The organism is Rhodoblastus sp., assembly GCF_052145335.1.
Taxonomy (GTDB): Bacteria; Pseudomonadota; Alphaproteobacteria; order Rhizobiales; family Beijerinckiaceae; genus Rhodoblastus.
Genome location: NZ_JBKQOU010000127.1, coordinates 1 through 17,950 on the forward strand (window position 1 = coordinate 1; position 17,950 = coordinate 17,950).

Sequence of the window (17,950 nt, forward strand, 5' to 3'; positions counted from 1 at the left end):
CGCAATTGTGCAAGGCGGCGACCGACATGCTGCTGGATCGCCACGGCATCTATATCCAGCCGATCAATTACCCGACCGTGCCGCGCGGCGCCGAGCGCCTGCGCATCACTCCGACCCCGCATCACGGCGACGCCCATATCGCCCATCTGGTGGAGTCGCTGGTCGATGTCTGGTCGGCCCTGCGCATTCCCTTCGTGCAGTCGAGCGACGTCGAATCGCCCTTCGCCAATGACGCGCATTGCACCTATCCGGCGATGAAACGCGCGGCGGAATAAAATAAAAAAAGCTAGTACCCAAATTTTGAGCCTCCGTTGCATCCGCCACGGAGGCTTTTTCGTTAGTGCGCCCGCAATGCGTCGAGAACAGCGCGCGAAGGATAGCCGTCAGCTTTGGCGATGCCGACCTTTCGCTGGAAAGCGTGAATGGCCAGTCGCGTCACCGGCCCGAAACGCCCGTCGATCTTGCCGTCGTAAAGCCCGGCCGAAGTCAGGCCGCGCTGGATCGCCTCTCGCTCGGCGAGCGTCAGCGGTTGCGCCTCGCTCGGCCACTTTTCGCGTAAAACCGGCCGGCCGACAATTTTGTCCGCCAGGGTCGCGCCGGCAAAAGCGTAGGAATCGGAGAAATTATAGGCTTTCAGCACGAAGAAATTCTCGCTGAGCAGAAAGGCCGGGCCATTAGCCCCCGTGGGGAAAAACAGCATGGCGTCGCCGCTTTTTGGGAGCGGGGGGCCGTCGAGCCGGGTGAAACCGGCTTGCGCCCAGGCGGAAAAATCCTGGCGCAGGGTCGCATAGTCGAAACTCGCCGGAACGCGGGTCTCGACAATCGGGGCGAGGGCGGGCCGCCAGCCCGATTGCTGCAGGAAATTGGCGATGGAGGCGAGCGAATCCGGGCCGCTGCTCCAGATGTCGGGCGGGGCGCCGCCGGCAAAGCTTGTGGCGTATTTGAGATAGGCCGAGGGCATGAATTGCGGATCGCCCATCGCCCCGGCCCAGGAGCCGCGCAGTTTTTCGCGCGGGAGGCCCTTTTGCAGCAGCGCCAGGCCGGCGACGAATTCCTGCGCGTAGACCGGATTGTCTCGGTTGAGGAAGGCCAAGGTCGCCAGCGAGCGCAAGACGTCGCGGTCGCCGCGCGAGGCGCCGAAATCGCTCTCCATGCCCCACAGCGCCACCACCATTTCCGGCGGCACGCCGGTCCTGGCCGCGATCTGGCGCAAGGGGGCAGCGAATTTTTCCGTCATCGTCCGTCCCTGCGCGGCGCGGGCGTTCGAGGCGGCGTCATCGACATAGGCGCGCAAGGGACGCACGAATTCGCCTTGGGCGGCGCGCTTGCCGGTCAGCGAGGGATCGAGCGTCAGGCCGGCGACGACGGCGTCAAAAATTTCGCCGGACACGCCGGCTTGAAGCGCCGAGGAGCGAAAGCTTTCCAGAAAGACGGCAAAATCATCTGCCCACGCGGGCGCGGCGAGCAGCAGGCTGACAGCGGCGAGCATCTGGCGTCGGTTCATGAATGCTTCCTCTTGCCGGTCTCGGCCAGACCAATGCCGCCAAGTCCAAGCGCCATGGCCGCCGCATGATAAAGGTGAAACGGCTCGCCGAGCAAAGTGATGGCGAAAAAAGCGCCGAACAAGGGCGTCAGGTTGGTGAAAATCCCGGCGCGGCCGGGGCCGATCAATTCGACCGCCCGCATGAAGAAAAGCTGGCTGATCAGCGACGGCCCGATGCCGACGAACAGCACCAGGGCGAAACCCTTGGGCGTCGGCCAATAGCTGCGCGCCATCATGATTTCGCCGACGAAAAACGGCAGCGACACGGCGAAGGCGGCGATGGCCATGCCGGCGAAAAACACCATCGGCGGAAGGTGCGGACGGTCTCGCAACGCAATGGTGTAGCCGGCGTAAAGCGCGCAGGCGGCGAGCAGCATCAGGTCGCCTATGTTGAAATCCAGCGCGCCGAGATGCGACAGGTCTCCTCGCGTGCCGATCAGACCGACGCCGACAAAGGACACCGCCATGCCGACGATCTGCATCGGGGTGACGCGGATCCCCTTGAACAAAGCCGCGCCGGCCAAAACCATCGGCGGGATCGAGCCCTGCAACAAAGTGATATTGACCGCGCTGGTGTAATAGCCGGCGAGATAGAACAGCACGTTGAAGCCGGTATAGCCGCAGGCCGCCATCAGAGCGATGTAGCGGCAGTGCCGGCGCAAGTCCCCGGCATAGTGGCCGATCTGGCTTCGCAGCAGCGGCAGCAGCACGGCGCAGACCACCAGCCAGCGCAGCGTCACCATGGTCATGGGCGACACCTCGCCGACCGCCGCGCGGCTGACCACGCCGTTGGCGCCCCACAATGCCGCCGTGAGGATGAGCAGGATGACGGCGCGGTCGTTGAGGCTGCGCCCGATCCGGCGGAAAAAATCGGTCAAGCGGGCGCCTTTTCCGTGCATCGGTATTTTCCGACCATGGCCGCGAAATTCCTCCCCGTCCAGCCTCGGCGCCTTGCAAACCAGGAACGGCGCTTTTGCGTCAAAAAAACATCGCAATCGGCGGCGCATCATCCTGCCTCGTTGACGCTTGAGCAGTGAAAGAAAATGATGCGCAAGACATTTGCCGCCGCCTTGTCGAATCTGGCTCTCTCGATTCTGGCGCTGTGCGCCGCCGCTCCGGCTCTGGCCGCCGAAATCGACGCCGCCTCGCACATCGACGCGGTGACGCTTTATCCCGATGCGGCGATGGTGACGCGCGTGGCCGAAGTCGATCTGCCGGCCGGAGCGAGCCGGCTGGTCTTTCACGCCCTGCCGGGCGGCGTCGATCCCGCCTCGTTGCGCGTCAGCGGCGAGGGCGACGAAAAAATCCTGCTTGGCGCGATAGACGCCAGAAAAGCCCCGGCGCCGGCTGGCGACAGCACATTGGAAGCGCGGCTGAAAAGCCTGCAGGCGGAACGAGACGCCGCGCAGGTAAAGATCGACGCGCTTGCTTCCAAACAGGAGATGATGCGGCGCTATTCCCACGCCGGCCCGGAAAAAATCGGGCCCGACGGCAAGGCGCTGAAGCCGGAGGATTGGGGCCAGGCCTGGGACGTCATCGGCGCGGCGCTGGAAAAGGTCGGGCTGGATCTGCGCGCCGCCCACGCGGCCGCCGCCGAAATCGACGTGAGGATCAAGGCTTTGGAGGCCGCGCGCCCGGCGCCCTCGATCGCCGGCCCGACGCAGGATGTCGCGGTCGATGTCGAAGCCCCGCAGGCCGGCAAGATCCGGCTGATCCTGAACTATCGGGTCGCCGGCGCGCGCTGGACCCCCGCCTATGACGCGCGGCTGGACACTGGCGGCCAGAACAATGGCAAGCCGCAGCTGGAGCTGATCCGCCGCGCCCAGGTTTCGCAAAGAACCGGCGAAGACTGGAGCGAGGTCTCCCTGTCGCTCGCCGCCTTCCCCGCCGCCGGAGGGACCGAAGCGCCGAAAGTCGAGCCGCGGATCATCGATTTCCTGCCGCCGCCCGTCACCTTGCCCGCCGGCGCCGAACCGCGGGCCAAGGCGACCTCGGCGCTGGCTGCCGCGCCGTCGCCCGCGCCGATGCGCGCAGCCGAGACGCAGGCCCATATCGACGCAGGGGCCTATCAGGCGACTTTTCGCGCTCCCGGAAAAGTCAGCCTCGCCTCCGACGGCACGACGAAAAGCGTCAGCCTGTCGACGCAGCAGCCGGAAGCCGCCTTGAGCTGGCGCATCTCGCCGGCGCTCGATCCGCGCGCCTTCCTGTCGGCGCATTTCGTCAATGGCGAGGAGGCGCCGCTGCTGCCGGGACAGGTCTCGATTTACCGCGATGGCGCCTTGGTCGGCCGCGGCCGCATGGCTTTCGCCGCGCCGGGCGAGGCTCTCGACCTGGGCTTTGGCCCCGACGACCGCGTGACGATTGTTCGCGCGCCAGTAAAGCGCAAGGAAAACGAGCCGTCGCTGTTCGGCCAGACCAGGACTGCGACCAGCGAGGTCAAGACAATAGTGCGCAATCTGCACGATTTCCCAATCCACGCCGCCGTGACCGACCAGACGCCCTATTCGGAAAACAGCGCGATCGTGGTCGAGCTTCTCGGCCAGACCACGCCGCCGGAAGAGAAGGCGCCAGACGGCAAGCAAGGCCTGTTGCGTTGGCGCTTCGACCTCGCGCCGAACGGGTCGAAAGAACTAACTCTCGCCTATCGCATCAAATGGCCGGCCGACCGGGATGTGGCGGAGCCGGTGGCGGCCCCCTTCTCAAACCAATTCTAGTCGCTGCGGGGCCTGCTCACGCCAATCTTCTCAGACGAATTTGAAATCGCCGGCAAGGGCGGAATTGGCCAGCGTAGTCTTGCTGACGCCGTTCAAGGTCAGGCTGTCGCCATAGATATCGGTGATCACCGCCGAGCCGGCGGCATTTTGCGTCAGATGCGACGGCGAGATCAAGGCTTGCCAGTCGGCGCTCTGATTAGCGGCGGTCAGACCGGCGCCGAAAGCCGAGGCGGCGAACTGAAGCACGTCGGAACCCGCGCCGGTCGGCTGGAAGCCATAAAGCGTCTCCTGACCGAAATTCGGGGTGAAAATGAAGGTCTCGTTGTTCTGGCCGCTTGCGACGATCGACTTGGTCGAACTGGCGGTGGAGCCGGCATTGTCGGTGGTAATGACGTCGCCATCGGACAGCAGAGTGGAAAGGCTGACTTCGAAGGTCGTGTCCCAGGTCTGGCCGGCTTCGGTCCCCCAGGGGTTGCGGATTTCCAGGTCTCCGGAGGCGCTGTCGTAGCCATAGACCGACATGGCGTGATCGGCGACGAGCGTGGTCCTGCCGGAAGAATCGGTCGCATTGGTGTAGGAGGACAGGATCACGTCATCATGGGCGCCCAGATCGGCGGCGATGGTGCTCAGCAGGCTGACCGTCGTCCCTCCCGCGGAATAGGCGGTGACGCTCAATGACGCGTTCAGGCCGTAATCCAGCCAGGAGCCGCCATTGGCGATGAATTCGTTGATCGCGGAAGCCCCGGTGAGCGCTTCGAGCGCGAAGGCGGGCGAGCCGCCATTGCCGATGGTGGAGTAGGAATCGCCGTAATTGACGGAATTGCCGGTGTCGAGTCCGCCCGCCTGGAATTGCGCATAGGCTTTTTCGGCGAGGCTCGCCCAGATATCCGTCGCATTGTTGAAAATCGAGCCGCCGTCGGCCAGCGACGCATTCACGGTGACAAATTCCGCGGCGCCATTGACGTAAAGGCGCACGCCATAGGTTCCATTTCCATTATCGGTGAACATCGAATCGATGATCGAGGCGTTCTGATTGGCGACCTCGGCGCAACTCGACAGGAAATAGCAATCGCCGAGATAGCCCTGGTTGATGTCGCTCATGGTCGGCCCAGAGGCGCCAAAAAGCGGATTGGCGACTACCGAAGAACTCACGGAAAACGGCGCATAGCCGCTCATCGTGACTTTCGAACTCGGCAGGTCCGTTCCCTGAAGCCATTTGCCGGTCAGTTCCGCCAGTTTCGTCGCATTGGAGCCCACGGCCAGATTGCCGAGAGCGACGGAATTCGCGCCGCCGCCGGTCCAGGTCGCATTGGCGGCGTTGCCGTTGACCAGAGCATTGAAGGCATAGGTCAGGTAGGCGGAAGTCGAAAGGCCGTTGTTGAGATTGGCGGCGATCGTTTGCAGATCCCTGAATTCATTGGCCGTCAGCGTCGATCTGGTCGCCGACAACGTGGAGTCGAGATCGGTGAGGAGCTTGGTCAGGCCGGCCTCGCTGACCGTGCCGGCGATATCGGCGGCTTGCATGTCCGCAGCGAGCGAAGCCGTATGGAGCGCGGAAATCCAAGCCGGCGCAGTGGTCGAGCCGGCGGGCGTCGACGAGGTCAATCCGGTCGAACTGGGAGAGGTTGTGCTCGTCGTGGCGCCGGATGAGGCGCCGGCGGAAGATCTCGCGTGACTGCCAAGGAAATCGAACCCCTCGGAGGAATTGAGGGACGCCAGCCTCAGGACGGGAGCGGGAAGCAGCGATACGGAATTGTCTCCGCCATCTTGCCCAACTAGGGATTTCTTGCTCGGGTCAATCGACATGGCCGCCCTCCCGAAATACGCGCCGGACCGTCAAATCTATAATCGGAATCTTGATTGCGCCATAACCTGAAGCATCACAATGAATTGAAGTCTGCCGCCTCCTGGATTGCCCCTTGGCCCGTCGTCGTTCTGGCGACGCAATCGACGGCCGGCGCCAGCTTGCGTCGGAAATTCAGGCCCTTTAGATTTGCGCGGCAGAAATCGAAAATTGCACGGCGGAGCCCCGGCGGCGGCCCATGGAGCGACAGCGAACTTTACCGCTCTCGATCTCAGCTGTCGCGCCAACCAAAGCCAGTAAGCTCACGCCAAAAACGCAGACATAAGAGAGACGGGCGCCCTTGTCTTACCATTATGCCTTTCAGGTGGAACGAACCCGTCCGGCGCTCGATCTTCTAAGCCGGATCCCGAATTTCGCGCCCGACGATGTGGTCGATCTCGGATGCGGCCCGGGATTTTCCACCAGCTTGATCGCCAGGGCCTTCCCTCACGCAAAGATCATGGGCGTCGATCAAAGCGAAGAGGCGCTTCAGGTGGCTCGGACGCTGCTGCCTGAAATCGAATTCGTCCAACTCGATATCGCCAAATGGGCGCCGGCCAAACCCTGCGGCATGATCTTTTCCAATGGGGCCCTGCAATGGCTTCCCGATCATCAGAAGCTGCTGCCAAGGCTGTTGTCCTGCGTCGCTGGCGGCGGCTTTCTGGCGTTGCAAATTCCCAACAATCTGCACGAGCCCAATCGCGCCCTGATGCGGATGGTCGCGGCTGACGGGCCATGGGCGAAGAAACTGGTGCCGATCGCCAAGACGAGACCGATGATCGAAACCTTCGAAGACATCCACTCGATGCTGTGGCCGATCTGCGCATCGATGGAAATCTGGGAAACCACTTACGTGCATCTGCTCAAAGGCGTCTGGTCGATCATCGACTGGATGATAGCGACCGGACTGGGCCCCTTCCTGGCGCCGTTATGCGACAACGAACGTCGGAAATTCCTCGAACTTTACGCCACCGAACTGTCGAGAGCCTACCCGGCGCTGCCGGACGGCAACATCATGCTGCGGTTTCCACGGCTGTTCATCCTCGCCCAGCGCTGAGTTTCACTCCGCCTTTGACGGAAGCGGGGCGCAAGGGCCCCGCGCCGACGTTCAGATCTCCGTCATCACCTTGGCGACGCATTCCGCGACCTGGTCGATATTGGCGTTGTTCAGCGCCGCGACGCAGATCCGGCCGCTGTCGAGCGCATAGACCGAATATTTCTCGCGCAGGGCGATGGCCTGCGGCGCGGTCAGGCGCGAATAGGAGAACATGCCGTTTTGCCGGGTAATGTATGAAAAATCACGGCCCGGCAGGCGCTCGGCCAGCTTTTCCGCCAGCAGGGCGCGCATAAGCTTGATGCGCACGCGCATGGCGCCGAGTTCGTGGTCCCATTGCTTGCGCAGGTCTGGGTCGGCCAGCACCAGAGCCGCCGCCGCCGCGCCGTGGCTCGCGGGCGAGGAGTAGGTGATGCGGGCGATGCGCTTGATCTGGCTGAGCACACGCGCGCGTTCCGCCGCATTGGCGGTGACGACGCTCAAGGCGCCGACGCGCTCGCCGTAGAGCGACAGCGACTTGGAAAAGGAGAAGGAAACGAACAAAGGCCCGCCGTCCGCGGCAAATAGCCGCACCGAAAAGGCGTCCGCGTCCAGGCCTTCGGCAAAACCCATATAGGCGGTGTCGAGGAAAGGCGTCAGGCCACGCTCGCGCACGATCCGGGCGATTCGCCGCCATTGGTCCTGCGTCAGGTCGAGGCCGGTCGGATTGTGGCAACAGGCGTGCAGCAGCACGACGTCGCCGGCGGGGATCGCCGACAAGGTGGCGATCAGCCCGGCGAAATCCAGTTCGCCGTCAGCCCCGTAATAGGGATAGGTCTCGACGGTGAACCCGGCGGCGGCGAACAGGGCGCGGTGATTTTCCCAACTTGGATCGCTGATCCAGACTTTCGCCCCAGGCGATGCCACTCTTAAGAGTTCGGCGCCGAGTTTCAGCGCGCCGGTGCCGCCGAGCGCCTGGACCGTGGCGACATGGGCGAGATCGGCCGAATCGGCGAAGACCATTTTCGCCACGGTGGAATTAAAGGCCGGAAGGCCGTCGATTGGCGCATAGCTGTGCGGAGCAGCCTTGGCCAGCAGGGCTTCCTCCGCCTGTTTCACGCAAGCCAGCAAAGGCACCCTGCCGTTCTCGTCCTGATAGACGCCAACCCCGAGATTGACCCGGGCCGGATTCTTGTCGGCGACAAAAGCTTCGGTCAGACCGAGGATCGGATCGCGGGGCAGTTCCTGTACATTTGCGAAAAGGGAATTTTGCATGGATGCGCTCGTCTTTTCCGACATTCGAGGTTGTGTTAGCGCATAATGCTGGCAAAAGGCCAGAACCAAAAACCGTCGTCCGCCGGGCGGAACAAGCGTGTGCGCGTCGGGTTACCAATTTGTAACAGGGCGTTGCGAACTTCGCCCTCTTTCGGCCATGGTTTCTGGTCCCTATATGTTCTGTCTGACGGTCGGCGCATTGCGACCGTCTCGGGCGCGCCTCATCGGGCGTCCGGGTTCAGGAGGGTTTGATGGCAGCTGCGCTCCCCATTCTTGCAGGCGAAAATGGCCTGTCGCGTTATCTCGATGAAATCCGGCGTTTTCCGATGCTGGAGCCGCAAGAGGAATATATGCTGGCCAAAAGCTGGCGCGAACATTCCGATACGGCGGCCGCGCATCGTCTCGTCACCTCCCATCTCCGGCTCGTCGCGAAAATCGCCATGGGCTATCGCGGTTATGGCCTCCCCATCGGCGAAGTGATTTCCGAGGGCAATATCGGTTTGATGCAGGCTGTGAAGCGTTTCGAACCGGAAAAAGGCTTCCGCCTGGCCACTTATGCGATGTGGTGGATCCGCGCCTCAATTCAAGAATATATATTGCGTTCGTGGAGCCTGGTGAAAATGGGCACCACGGCCAATCAGAAGAAACTGTTCTTCAATCTCCGCCGGGCCAAGAGCCAGATATCGGCGCTGGAGGACGGCGACCTGAAGCACGACCATGTCGCCGCGATCGCCACCAAGCTCGGCGTGTCCCAGCAGGAAGTGATCGAGATGAATCGCCGCCTGGGCGGCGACGCTTCGCTCAACGCGCCCCTGCGCGAGGAAGGCGAAGGCGAATGGCAGGATTGGCTGGTGGATGATTCCGCAAGCCAGGAAAGCCTGCTGGTCCAGTCCGAGGAAAGCGACAACCGCCGCGCCGCGCTGGCCCAGGCGCTCGGCGTGCTCAACGAGCGCGAGCGGCGCATTTTCGAGGCCCGCCGACTGTCCGACGATCCGATCACGCTGGAGGACCTCTCCACCGAATTCGGCATTTCGCGCGAAAGGGTGCGCCAGATCGAAGTGCGCGCTTTCGAGAAAGTGCAAGCCGCGGTGCGCGACCGCGTCGCCCGGGTGGAGGCGCCGCCGCGCCCCCTGCCGCTGGCGGCGCCGGCGCGGGCGTAAAGATCGAGGCCGCCCGCAAGAGGCGGCCTTTCTTATTGGGATTGTTGCGCTTTCCATTCGGCCAGCACGTCGGCGAAGAGTTTCTCTCCGCCGACGCCTTTCTCGAAAGTCACCTTGGCGATGCGGCCGCTGGCGAGGCTCATCGGAATGTCGATCCAGTTGGGGCCCTGCAGCAGTTCGATATTTTGCGTCTCCGAAGCCGAGGCCAGCCCCACGAGGAAGACATTTGACGCTATTTCGACCGGCAAGCCGAGCAAAGGCGCGCCTTTGGGGGCGTCGTCGCGGCGCATTTCCGGCATGTTGATCGCCTTGACGGCGCCGATCGGCGAATCCGCGGCCGGATCGAAGCGGATGGTGATGGTGTGGCTGACGGAAAGCGCCGTCTCGTAATTCTTCTCCATCACCATCGACATGTTGAATTTCGCCGTCGGAACATCGACCTCCGCGCGAATCGCGCCGGCCAGTTGCTGGTTGGGACCGCGATTGGACGAATCGCGCCGCCAGACCACCGAACCGATATAGGTCTTGATCCCGCCGGGCTCGTCGGGCGCCTGCACCAATATGGCGGCGCGATAGGCGACCGCGAGGTTGGGCGCGCCGGCGCCGCCCGGGGCCTGAGCGCGTCCGTCGGCGCCGATTCGTTCGCCGCTCTTGCCGCCGGATTGCTGGTCGGCGGCATCCGTCGCCGGCGCCCGCCGCGCCAGATCTTCCGGCCGGTCCCGCAATTTCCAGGCAGCGAAACCGACCATGGCCACGACCAGCGCCAGGGCGCCGATGACAATGGCCAGGCGGCGCAAACCGCCGCCCTGCTTGACTTCGGGCTTGGGCGCGGCGGGCCGCGCCGTTTCGCGCGGTGGGGCGGCGGCGTCCTCGTCTTCGACCGGCTCGGCGAGCGGCGGCGGTTCGGGCGGCGAGGCGGGAGCCTCTTGCTCGGACGCCACGGGCGCCGCCGCTGTTTCGGCGGCCGGGGCATCGGCGGGCACCCGTTCGGCAGGGGGAGCGCTTAGAAAATCGCGCTCCAGCCGCGCGATGGCCTCGTCCAGGGCCAAAGCCTCGCGCTCGACGGCGCTTTCGGGCGCCGCCGGCTGCATCGACCGCAATTGGCCGAGCAGCGCTTTTCGCGCGCGTTCGTATATCGCGTGGCGCGCCTCCGGCGTCGAATTCTTGAGGCCGGAAACGGCTTTGGCCAAAAGCGGATAATAATCAGCCATTCTGCGCCTTTTGCTGGTCGTCTTGGTTTTCCGGCTCAAATCGGCCGGCGTCAATCCCGGAAGGGATTAACCATCAAAATGGTGTCGTCGCGATCCGGACTGGTCGACAGAAGCGCGACCGGCGCCTCGATCAATTCCTCGACCCGGCGGACATATTTGATCGCCGGCGCCGGCAGCTGCGCCCAGGAGCGGGCCCCGCCGGTAGGCTCGCGCCAACCTTCGATCGTCTCGTAGATCGGCTCGACACGCGCCTGCGCCGCCTGGCTCGCCGGCAGATAATCGATGGTCTGGCCGTCGAGCCGATAGCCGACGCAAACCTTGACCTCTTCGAAACCGTCGAGAATGTCGAGTTTGGTCAGAGCGATCCCGTCGATGCCGGAGGTTTTCACGGTCTGGCGCACCAGCACCGCATCGAACCAGCCGCAGCGCCGCGGCCGACCGGTGACGGTGCCGAATTCACGGCCGCGTTCGCCGATGTTCCGGCCGATTTCGTCATGCAGTTCGGTCGGGAAAGGCCCTTCGCCGACGCGCGTCGTATAGGCCTTGGCTATGCCGAGCACATAGCCGATCGAGCCCGGGCCGAGACCCGCACCGGTCGCGGCGTTGGAAGCCACGGTGTTGGACGAAGTCACATAGGGATAAGTGCCGTGATCGATGTCGAGCAGCGCGCCCTGCGCGCCCTCGAACAGGATTCTTTTTCCCGCGCGGCGCAGGTCCTCGAGCAACGACCACGTGCGGTCCATATAGGGCAGCACCTGCGGCGCGACTTCTTCGAGCTCGGCGCGGATTGTCGAGGCCTTGATCTCTTCGAGGCCGAAACCGCGGCGCAGCGCGTTGTGGTGGGTCAGAAGCCTTTCGATCTTGGCGTCGAGCGTGTCGAGATCGGCAAGGTCCATGACGCGAATGGCGCGGCGGCCGACCTTGTCCTCGTAGGCCGGTCCGATGCCGCGCTTGGTCGTGCCGATCCGCGCGCCTTCGGCGGCGGAATTTTCGCGCAGGGCGTCGAGTTCGCCGTGCAGCGACAGGATCAGCGGGGCGTTTTCGGCGATGCGCAGGTTTTCGCGCGAAATGGTGACGCCCTGCGCGCGCAGGCCGGCGATTTCCCTGATCAGATGACGAGGATCGACAACGACGCCATTGCCGATCACCGACAATTTGCCGGGACGCACGATGCCGGAGGGCAGAAGCGACAACTTGAAGGTGACGCCGTCGATGACCAGCGTATGGCCGGCGTTATGCCCGCCCTGGTAACGCACCACCACATCGGCCTCGACCGACAGCCAGTCGACGATCTTGCCCTTGCCCTCATCGCCCCATTGGGCGCCGACCACCACCACATTGGCCATATTGGCTCTCTCGCAATCCGCTTCTACGAGACCTTACCGCTTCCATAGATCCTGCTGGATCGCGGCGGCGCCGGGCCCGAATGTTCTTCGCAACGCAAAAACCCCAGCGCAAGGCCGGGGCAATTTGCGGCAATGGCGTAGCGGATCGAGGCGCTTTAGTAAAGCGTTTCCGCGCGACGACGCCGGAACCGGGCTGGGCTGCCCCCCGGGTCGTGCTGACGTTGCGTCAAGATGATAAAAACACGGTTAAAGATTAGGGTTAAGACCTATTTAAGCCTTTACTGGCAAAAATCCCCTTCATGAACACGAATTGCTGGGTGCGCCCGGCCAAGGAAGGGATTTCGTCATGGGCGGCATCAAGGCCCTCATTATCGCGGGCGTCGTCGTCATGGCCGCATTGGCGCCCGCTCTGGCCGCCGATCTTCCTCCGGCGCCGCCGCTCGAAGAACCTTTGCGCGGCGCAATCGACGAAGAATCCGGATTTTATCTGCGCGGCGACGTCGGGGTCGGGATTAATCAGGCGTCCCGCTTGAACTCCACCTTCGGCACGGGCCAGACCCTGGCCGATCTCGGAGCCTGGGACGGGCCGGTCAATGTTGGCGACAGCACTTTGGCGGGAATCGGCGCCGGCTATAAATTCAATGAATGGTTCCGCGCCGACGTGACCGGCGAATATCGCTCCAGCGCGTCGTATAATTCAAAAGCCTTTTATCAATACACCGGCGGCGGCAGCAATTGCCCGGTTGGCGGCCCGACCAATTGCGGCGACAACTATAACGCCTCGCTCCGTTCCGGGCTGTTCCTCGCGAACGGCTACCTCGACATGGGCACTTGGATCGGCGTTGCCCCCTATATCGGCGGCGGCTTGGGCGTAGTCACCTACGGCGTCAGCGGCCTCACCGACATCAGCATGAGCCAGCCCAACGGCTACGGCCTTGCCCCGAACAATAACTCGGCCAATTTCGCTTGGGCGCTGACAGCTGGCGCGGCTTTTCGCGTCACGCCGAACCTCATGCTCGACCTGAGCTATCGTTACGTCAACTTGGGATCATTCAATACCGCCGCCATTGCCTGCAACGGCGGCGCATCGACTGGCTGCGCTTACGAATCCCAGCATTTCAACATGGCCTCCAACGACATAAGGCTGGGCCTGCGCTGGCTGCTGATCCCGGCGGTGGCGCCGGAACCTGTTTTACGCACCCGCTACTGATCGCTCTGGCGCCACAAGGAATTGAAGGCGGAAGCCCGGCGTTTCCGCCTTTTTGCTTGCGTCCTCGCGCTCGCGCGTTGCGTCGATAGCGATGGATGTTCGCGTAAAAGTTGTAAAATTTAAATCGGGATTAACTCTCTTTGTTTACGTTGACCGCAACCTGTAGTTGTAGCTTGCGGACGAAGAGAGTGGACATGCGAAAGACCATTCAGGCGGCGACCGTCGTACTCCTGGCTTTGCCGGCCGGCGTGATTTCATCCGCGGGAGCCGCCGACATGAGCCTGCCGCCGATCTATCCGCAGGAGCCGGCGCCGATGGTGGAATTCGGCACGGGCTGGTATCTGCGCGGCGATGCGGGCTTCAACGAGTTGCACATGGACACGCCTTATGGCGGCATGACTTCGCCGCTGATGGGCGGGAGCATCGGGCCCGGCTACCAGTTCAACAATTATTTCCGCGTCGACGCGACCTATAATGGTCTCGAGGCGCTCACCAAAAGCCAGACCTTCACGCTGGGGGGAACGGGCGCCGCCTACAGCATCCCGGCGCCTTCGGGGCTTTTCCCCAAGGGCTGCCCCGTCGCCGCCGACCCCAATATACCCGGCAATGTCTTCACCACTTCCTGCACCGCCAACCCTTGGGAAAAACTGCAGGCCAGCGCCTATCTCCTGAACTTCTACCTCGATTTGGGCAGTTGGTCCGGATTTACGCCCTATGTCGGCGCCGGCCTGGGCGCCTCCTATCTCCTGACCAGTTCGAACATCGACTATAAGTTCATGAACGGCGTGGCCTATGGCACGGGAGGGCATAACAATTACTGCGGCTTCCAGGGCGGCGTCGGCGGGTTGCCGTGCTATTTCCTGGGCTATCCCAACGACCGCGGCCCCGGCGCCTCGACCATCAATTTCGCCTATGCCCTGATGGCGGGCGTCGCCATCGACGTCGGCCCCCATGTCAAGCTGGACCTCGGCTATCGATTTATGAACCTGGGATCGAACGTCACGACGCAGGAAGCGCGCGCGGGCCTGCGCATCACGCCCGATCTTTGAAAAGACCCGTCGCCCTTTCGGCGGAAACTTACCGTTCCGAAGTAAAGGGGATTGCGCAAGCTTAGGTTTGAGCTAATCTGATGGCTGCGCGGCACGCGGGGGGTTGAGCGTCCGCGCATGGCGGCTTCGGAGGCTTTTACCGGTCTTCGAGGCCGCGCTACTTTCGATCAGCGCAAGCTACCTCCTTTGACGCGGCCGCGCGGTTGCAATTTCACGCATTATGACCTGCAGTGTTGGCGCGCCGAACGCGTGGCGTGGGCGCCCGTCGGGCTGGAGCCATGGTCAGGATCCTCACTCAGTTTGTCATAGGTCTGCTGGCGAGCGCGCTTTTCTCCGTGGCGAACGCCAAAGTGTTGATACGCGTCGATCTCGGCGCCCAGACGATGACCGTTACCGACAACGATGGTCAAACCCATGTCTGGAAAGTGTCGAGCGGGCGCGACGGCTTCGAGACGCCGACGGGGACGTTCAATGTGCAACGTTTGGACGCAGATCACTTTTCGGACGAATATGATCAATCGCCTATGCCGTATTCGATCTTCTTCTACGAGGGCATCGCCATCCATGGCACATATCAGCGTGGTCTTGGACGTCCTGCGTCGCATGGGTGCATCCGCTTGTCGGTTGAAAATGCACGCATGCTGTATTCCTGGGTCGAAAAGTACGGGGCCACGATAAAAGTGAGCGGGATGATGATCTCGAGCGAGGAACCTGAACTTTTTGGACCCAGAAGTCAGTCGACGACGATCAGGTCGCGGGGCCGCGCAAACCGGCCGTGGATCGAAGTCTATCCGCCGTATTGATGCTTGGGATAATAGCCGAATGTCCGGGTTCAAATCCAGTCGCTGACGCCCGTTCCCACCGCCTGTTCGATCTGGTTCATGTTTCGCGCGGCAAGATGCGCCACCAGCCCTGATTTGATGCGTTCGATCAGGCCCATTCCCTCGTAGACCAAAGCGGAATAGAGCTGGATCAAAGTGGCGCCGGCTTCGATCTTGGCCCAGGCGGCTTCCGGACTGTCGACGCCGCCGACGCCAATCAACGGAAACTGCTTTTCGACGCGTAAAAAGGTCTGCGCCAGTATTTGCGTCGAGAGCGAGAACAAAGGCGCGCCCGAAAGGCCGCCCGTCTCGCCCTGCGCCTCGTCGCGCAATGTTTCCGGGCGCGACAAGGTGGTGTTGGAGACGATCATGCCATCGATGCCCCTCGCGCGCGCCACGCGCACCACGTCGTCGAGATCTGCGAGCGTCAGGTCGGGCGCGATTTTCAGCAGCACCGGCCGACGCGGCAAGGTCTCGGCCGTCAGGTCGCGCGCCTCGAGCACGCGGGCGAGCAGGTCGTCGAGCGCGCTTGGCCTTTGCAGGTTGCGCAGGCCCGGAGTGTTGGGCGAGGAAATATTGATGGTGAAATAGCTTGCGAGATCGGCGAAAGCGAGGATGCCGGCGACATAATCGGCGGAGCGGTCGGAGGAATCCTTGTTGGCCCCGATATTGACGCCGACGACGCCGCCATTGGCGCTGCGGGCGAGAAGTTTTTGGCGCGCCGCTGCGTGGCCCTGGTTGTTGAAGCCGAAACGGTTGATCACGCCGCGATCCTCGTGCAGGCGGAACAGGCGGGGCTTGGCGTTGCCGAATTGAGGCCGCGGAGTCAGCGTGCCGGCCTCGGTGAAGCCGAAACCGAGTTGCAGCAAGGCGTCGGGAACGCGGGCGTTCTTGTCGAAACCGGCGGCCATGCCGATTGGATTGGGAAAATCCAGTCCGAACACATTCAGCCCGAGACTGTCGTGATCCGCCGGGGCCGGCGGCAGCGGAAAGCGCTCGAGCGCGAAGACCGTCAGTTCATGCGCGCGCTCGGCGTTGAGCGAATGCAGCATTGGCAAAGCGAAGGAATCGAAAAAAGCCATCATGCGAAAATTCCGGCGAAATCATGCGCGCCGTCGGGGCCGAGCGGCAGGGGAAGGGCGAAACGTGCGAGCGCGGTGGGCAGCGGCCCGTAAAGATGAGGGAACAAGGCGCCGCCGCGCGAAACTTCATAGACCAGGGAGGAGCCGAGGCTTGCTTCCTCGACCGCGACCAGCACGAGGCCTTCCTTCCCGGCGAAATGCCTGGCCGCCGTCTCCGCGACCTGGGCTTGCGTGGAAAAATGGATGAAGCCGTCGACGATATCGACGGACGAGCCGGCAAAAAGCCCGTTGGCGAGAGCCGTAGCCCATTCTTGGGCCGTGACGATTTTATAGATCAGAGCCAAGCCGCATTCCTTGCGTGAACAAAGGATTTACAGCATCTTTTGCAAAACTCCGCCAGACGGGAGCTGCGCCGTCACGCGGAATTGGCCAAAATTGCGGCCTTTTGTTCGAGACGCTGGTTTTGTCGCCACACAGAAGCTAAAAGCTGTCTTTCTCGACCTGTAACAGGAGGCGGCGGAATTGCTTCGCCGAATACCAGCCGTAATGAACGAAATGCTGCCCGATCTCGCCGAATTCGCCCGCCAGTCGACCGCATGGCCGTTCGAGGAAGCGAGAAAACTTGTGGCAAGGATCGAGCGCAGCGGCCAGAAACAAGTGCTGTTCGAGACCGGCTACGGCCCGTCCGGCCTGCCGCATATCGGCACGTTCGGCGAAGTCGCCCGCACCACCATGGTGCGTCATGCTTTCAACACCCTGACCGGCGGCGCCATAGCCACGCGGCTGCTGGCCTTTTCCGACGATCTCGACGGATTGCGGAAAGTGCCGGACAATATTCCCAACAAGGAACTGGTCGCCGCGCATCTCGGCAAGCCGCTCACCCAGGTTCCCGATCCGTTCGGCGAATATCCGAGCTTTGGCGCGCATAACAATGCGCGGCTGCGGGCCTTTCTCGACGCTTTCGGCTTCGATTACGAGTTCGCCTCGGCGACCGAATATTACCAGTCGGGCCGTTTCGACGCGACCTTGCTGAAAATGCTGGCGCGCTACGAGAGGGTGCAGGCCATCATGCTGCCGTCGCTGCGCGCCGAACGCGCCGCCTCCTATGCGCCCTTCCTGCCGATTCATCCGCACAGTGGCGTGGTCATGCAGGTTCCCCTTGATGAGATCGATGCTTCGCGCGGCATGGTGGCGTGGACAGATCCCGAAACCGGCGAAAGATTCGAAACTCCCGTCACCGGCGGCCATTGCAAGCTGCAATGGAAGCCCGACTGGGCGATGCGCTGGTGCGCGCTCGGCGTCGATTACGAAATGGCTGGCAAGGATCTGATCGATTCCGTCAAGCTTTCCGGCGAGATTGCCCGCGCCCTCGACTGCGCGCCGCCGGAAGGATTCAATTACGAGCTTTTCCTGGACGACAAGGGCCAGAAGATTTCCAAGTCGAAGGGCAACGGCCTGACCATCGACGAATGGCTGCGCTACGCCAGCCCGGAAAGCCTGTCCTTCTTCATGTACTGGAAGCCGCGCGAGGCGAAGAAGCTCTATTTCGACGTGATCCCGCGCTGCGTTGATGAATATCTCGCCTTTCTCGACGCCTATCCGCGCCAGGACTGGAAATTGCGGCTGGGCAATCCGGCCTGGCATATCCATTCCGGCGAACCGC

General features: G+C 62.8%; 17 protein-coding genes. 9 read left to right on the forward strand and 8 right to left on the reverse strand.

The window, feature by feature from the left end; translation table 11 throughout:
• On the forward strand, nt 1-275 hold a 275-nt coding region (locus ACLP2E_RS08675; protein ID WP_442463269.1), incomplete at its 5' end, for an aminotransferase class I/II-fold pyridoxal phosphate-dependent enzyme.
• A gap of 62 nt (nt 276-337) precedes the next feature.
• On the opposite strand, the gene ACLP2E_RS08680 is transcribed toward ACLP2E_RS08675, so the two are convergent.
• Both ACLP2E_RS08680 and ACLP2E_RS08685 read right to left on the reverse strand, forming a co-directional pair.
• A complete protein-coding gene (locus ACLP2E_RS08680) occupies nt 338-1,504 on the reverse strand; it encodes a lytic murein transglycosylase (RefSeq protein ID WP_442465687.1) in 1,167 nt (388 codons plus the stop codon).
• Nucleotides 1,501-2,421, reverse strand: coding sequence for a DMT family transporter (locus tag ACLP2E_RS08685; protein WP_442464022.1), 921 nt, complete (start codon nt 2,419-2,421; stop codon nt 1,501-1,503). Before ACLP2E_RS08685 ends, ACLP2E_RS08680 begins: the two co-directional genes overlap by 4 nt.
• Nucleotides 2,422-2,589: 168 nt before the next feature.
• Here ACLP2E_RS08685 and ACLP2E_RS08690 point away from each other — a divergent pair, with 168 nt between their 5' ends.
• Nucleotides 2,590-4,257: a mucoidy inhibitor MuiA family protein gene (locus tag ACLP2E_RS08690; RefSeq protein ID WP_442465688.1), complete on the forward strand. Its 1,668-nt coding sequence runs from the start codon at nt 2,590-2,592 to the stop codon at nt 4,255-4,257.
• A gap of 30 nt (nt 4,258-4,287) precedes the next feature.
• Here the strand turns inward: ACLP2E_RS08690 and ACLP2E_RS08695 are convergent, their stop codons facing one another.
• Nucleotides 4,288-5,781 carry a C2 family cysteine protease gene (locus ACLP2E_RS08695; RefSeq protein ID WP_442465689.1) on the reverse strand — a complete coding sequence of 498 codons (1,494 nt, stop codon included), beginning with the start codon at nt 5,779-5,781 and terminating at the stop codon, nt 4,288-4,290.
• On the opposite strand from ACLP2E_RS08695, the gene ACLP2E_RS08700 reads away from it, so the two are divergent.
• Nucleotides 5,780-5,932: a hypothetical protein gene (locus ACLP2E_RS08700; RefSeq protein ID WP_442464019.1), complete on the forward strand. Its 153-nt coding sequence runs from the start codon at nt 5,780-5,782 to the stop codon at nt 5,930-5,932. The genes ACLP2E_RS08695 and ACLP2E_RS08700 overlap by 2 nt on opposite strands.
• Nucleotides 5,933-6,401: 469 nt before the next feature.
• On the forward strand, nt 6,402-7,157 hold the full coding sequence (locus tag ACLP2E_RS08705) for a methyltransferase domain-containing protein (protein WP_442464018.1): 756 nt from the start codon (nt 6,402-6,404) through the stop codon (nt 7,155-7,157).
• Nucleotides 7,158-7,208: 51 nt separating this feature from the next.
• On the opposite strand, the gene ACLP2E_RS08710 is transcribed toward ACLP2E_RS08705, so the two are convergent.
• The gene (locus ACLP2E_RS08710; protein ID WP_442465690.1) at nt 7,209-8,408 is read right to left on the reverse strand and encodes an amino acid aminotransferase; all 1,200 of its coding nucleotides are present in this window, start codon (nt 8,406-8,408) and stop codon (nt 7,209-7,211) included.
• Nucleotides 8,409-8,659: 251 nt separating this feature from the next.
• Between ACLP2E_RS08710 and rpoH the strand changes: the two genes are divergently transcribed.
• A complete protein-coding gene (rpoH, locus tag ACLP2E_RS08715) occupies nt 8,660-9,568 on the forward strand; it encodes an RNA polymerase sigma factor RpoH (RefSeq protein ID WP_442464016.1) in 909 nt (302 codons plus the stop codon).
• Nucleotides 9,569-9,600: 32 nt separating this feature from the next.
• Here rpoH and ACLP2E_RS08720 read toward each other — a convergent pair whose 3' ends face one another.
• Both ACLP2E_RS08720 and ACLP2E_RS08725 read right to left on the reverse strand, forming a co-directional pair.
• Complete coding sequence (locus tag ACLP2E_RS08720) at nt 9,601-10,779, reverse strand: hypothetical protein (RefSeq protein ID WP_442465691.1); 1,179 nt, start codon at nt 10,777-10,779, stop codon at nt 9,601-9,603.
• A gap of 50 nt (nt 10,780-10,829) precedes the next feature.
• The gene (locus ACLP2E_RS08725) at nt 10,830-12,125 is read right to left on the reverse strand and encodes an adenylosuccinate synthase (protein ID WP_442465692.1); all 1,296 of its coding nucleotides are present in this window, start codon (nt 12,123-12,125) and stop codon (nt 10,830-10,832) included.
• Nucleotides 12,126-12,471: 346 nt separating this feature from the next.
• Here ACLP2E_RS08725 and ACLP2E_RS08730 point away from each other — a divergent pair, with 346 nt between their 5' ends.
• From ACLP2E_RS08730 to ACLP2E_RS08740, 3 genes are all read left to right on the forward strand, one after another.
• Complete coding sequence (locus tag ACLP2E_RS08730; protein WP_442464013.1) at nt 12,472-13,335, forward strand: outer membrane protein; 864 nt, start codon at nt 12,472-12,474, stop codon at nt 13,333-13,335.
• Between the two features lie 194 nt (nt 13,336-13,529).
• Nucleotides 13,530-14,384 carry an outer membrane protein gene (locus ACLP2E_RS08735; protein ID WP_442464012.1) on the forward strand — a complete coding sequence of 285 codons (855 nt, stop codon included), beginning with the start codon at nt 13,530-13,532 and terminating at the stop codon, nt 14,382-14,384.
• 278 nt (nt 14,385-14,662) lie between these two features.
• Nucleotides 14,663-15,187: a L,D-transpeptidase gene (locus ACLP2E_RS08740; RefSeq protein ID WP_442465693.1), complete on the forward strand. Its 525-nt coding sequence runs from the start codon at nt 14,663-14,665 to the stop codon at nt 15,185-15,187.
• 29 nt (nt 15,188-15,216) lie between these two features.
• Here the strand turns inward: ACLP2E_RS08740 and ACLP2E_RS08745 are convergent, their stop codons facing one another.
• Together ACLP2E_RS08745 and ACLP2E_RS08750 are read right to left on the reverse strand one after the other, a co-directional pair.
• Nucleotides 15,217-16,290 (reverse strand): quinone-dependent dihydroorotate dehydrogenase, encoded by a 1,074-nt coding sequence (locus tag ACLP2E_RS08745; protein ID WP_442465694.1) that lies wholly within the window; start codon nt 16,288-16,290, stop codon nt 15,217-15,219.
• Entirely contained in the window at nt 16,287-16,631 is a 345-nt protein-coding gene (locus ACLP2E_RS08750; protein ID WP_442464009.1) for a DUF952 domain-containing protein, read from the reverse strand. Before ACLP2E_RS08750 ends, ACLP2E_RS08745 begins: the two co-directional genes overlap by 4 nt.
• Nucleotides 16,632-16,833: 202 nt before the next feature.
• On the opposite strand from ACLP2E_RS08750, the gene ACLP2E_RS08755 reads away from it, so the two are divergent.
• Nucleotides 16,834-17,950, forward strand: a 1,117-nt coding sequence (locus tag ACLP2E_RS08755) for a lysine--tRNA ligase (RefSeq protein WP_442465695.1), incomplete at its 3' end; no start/stop codon positions are given.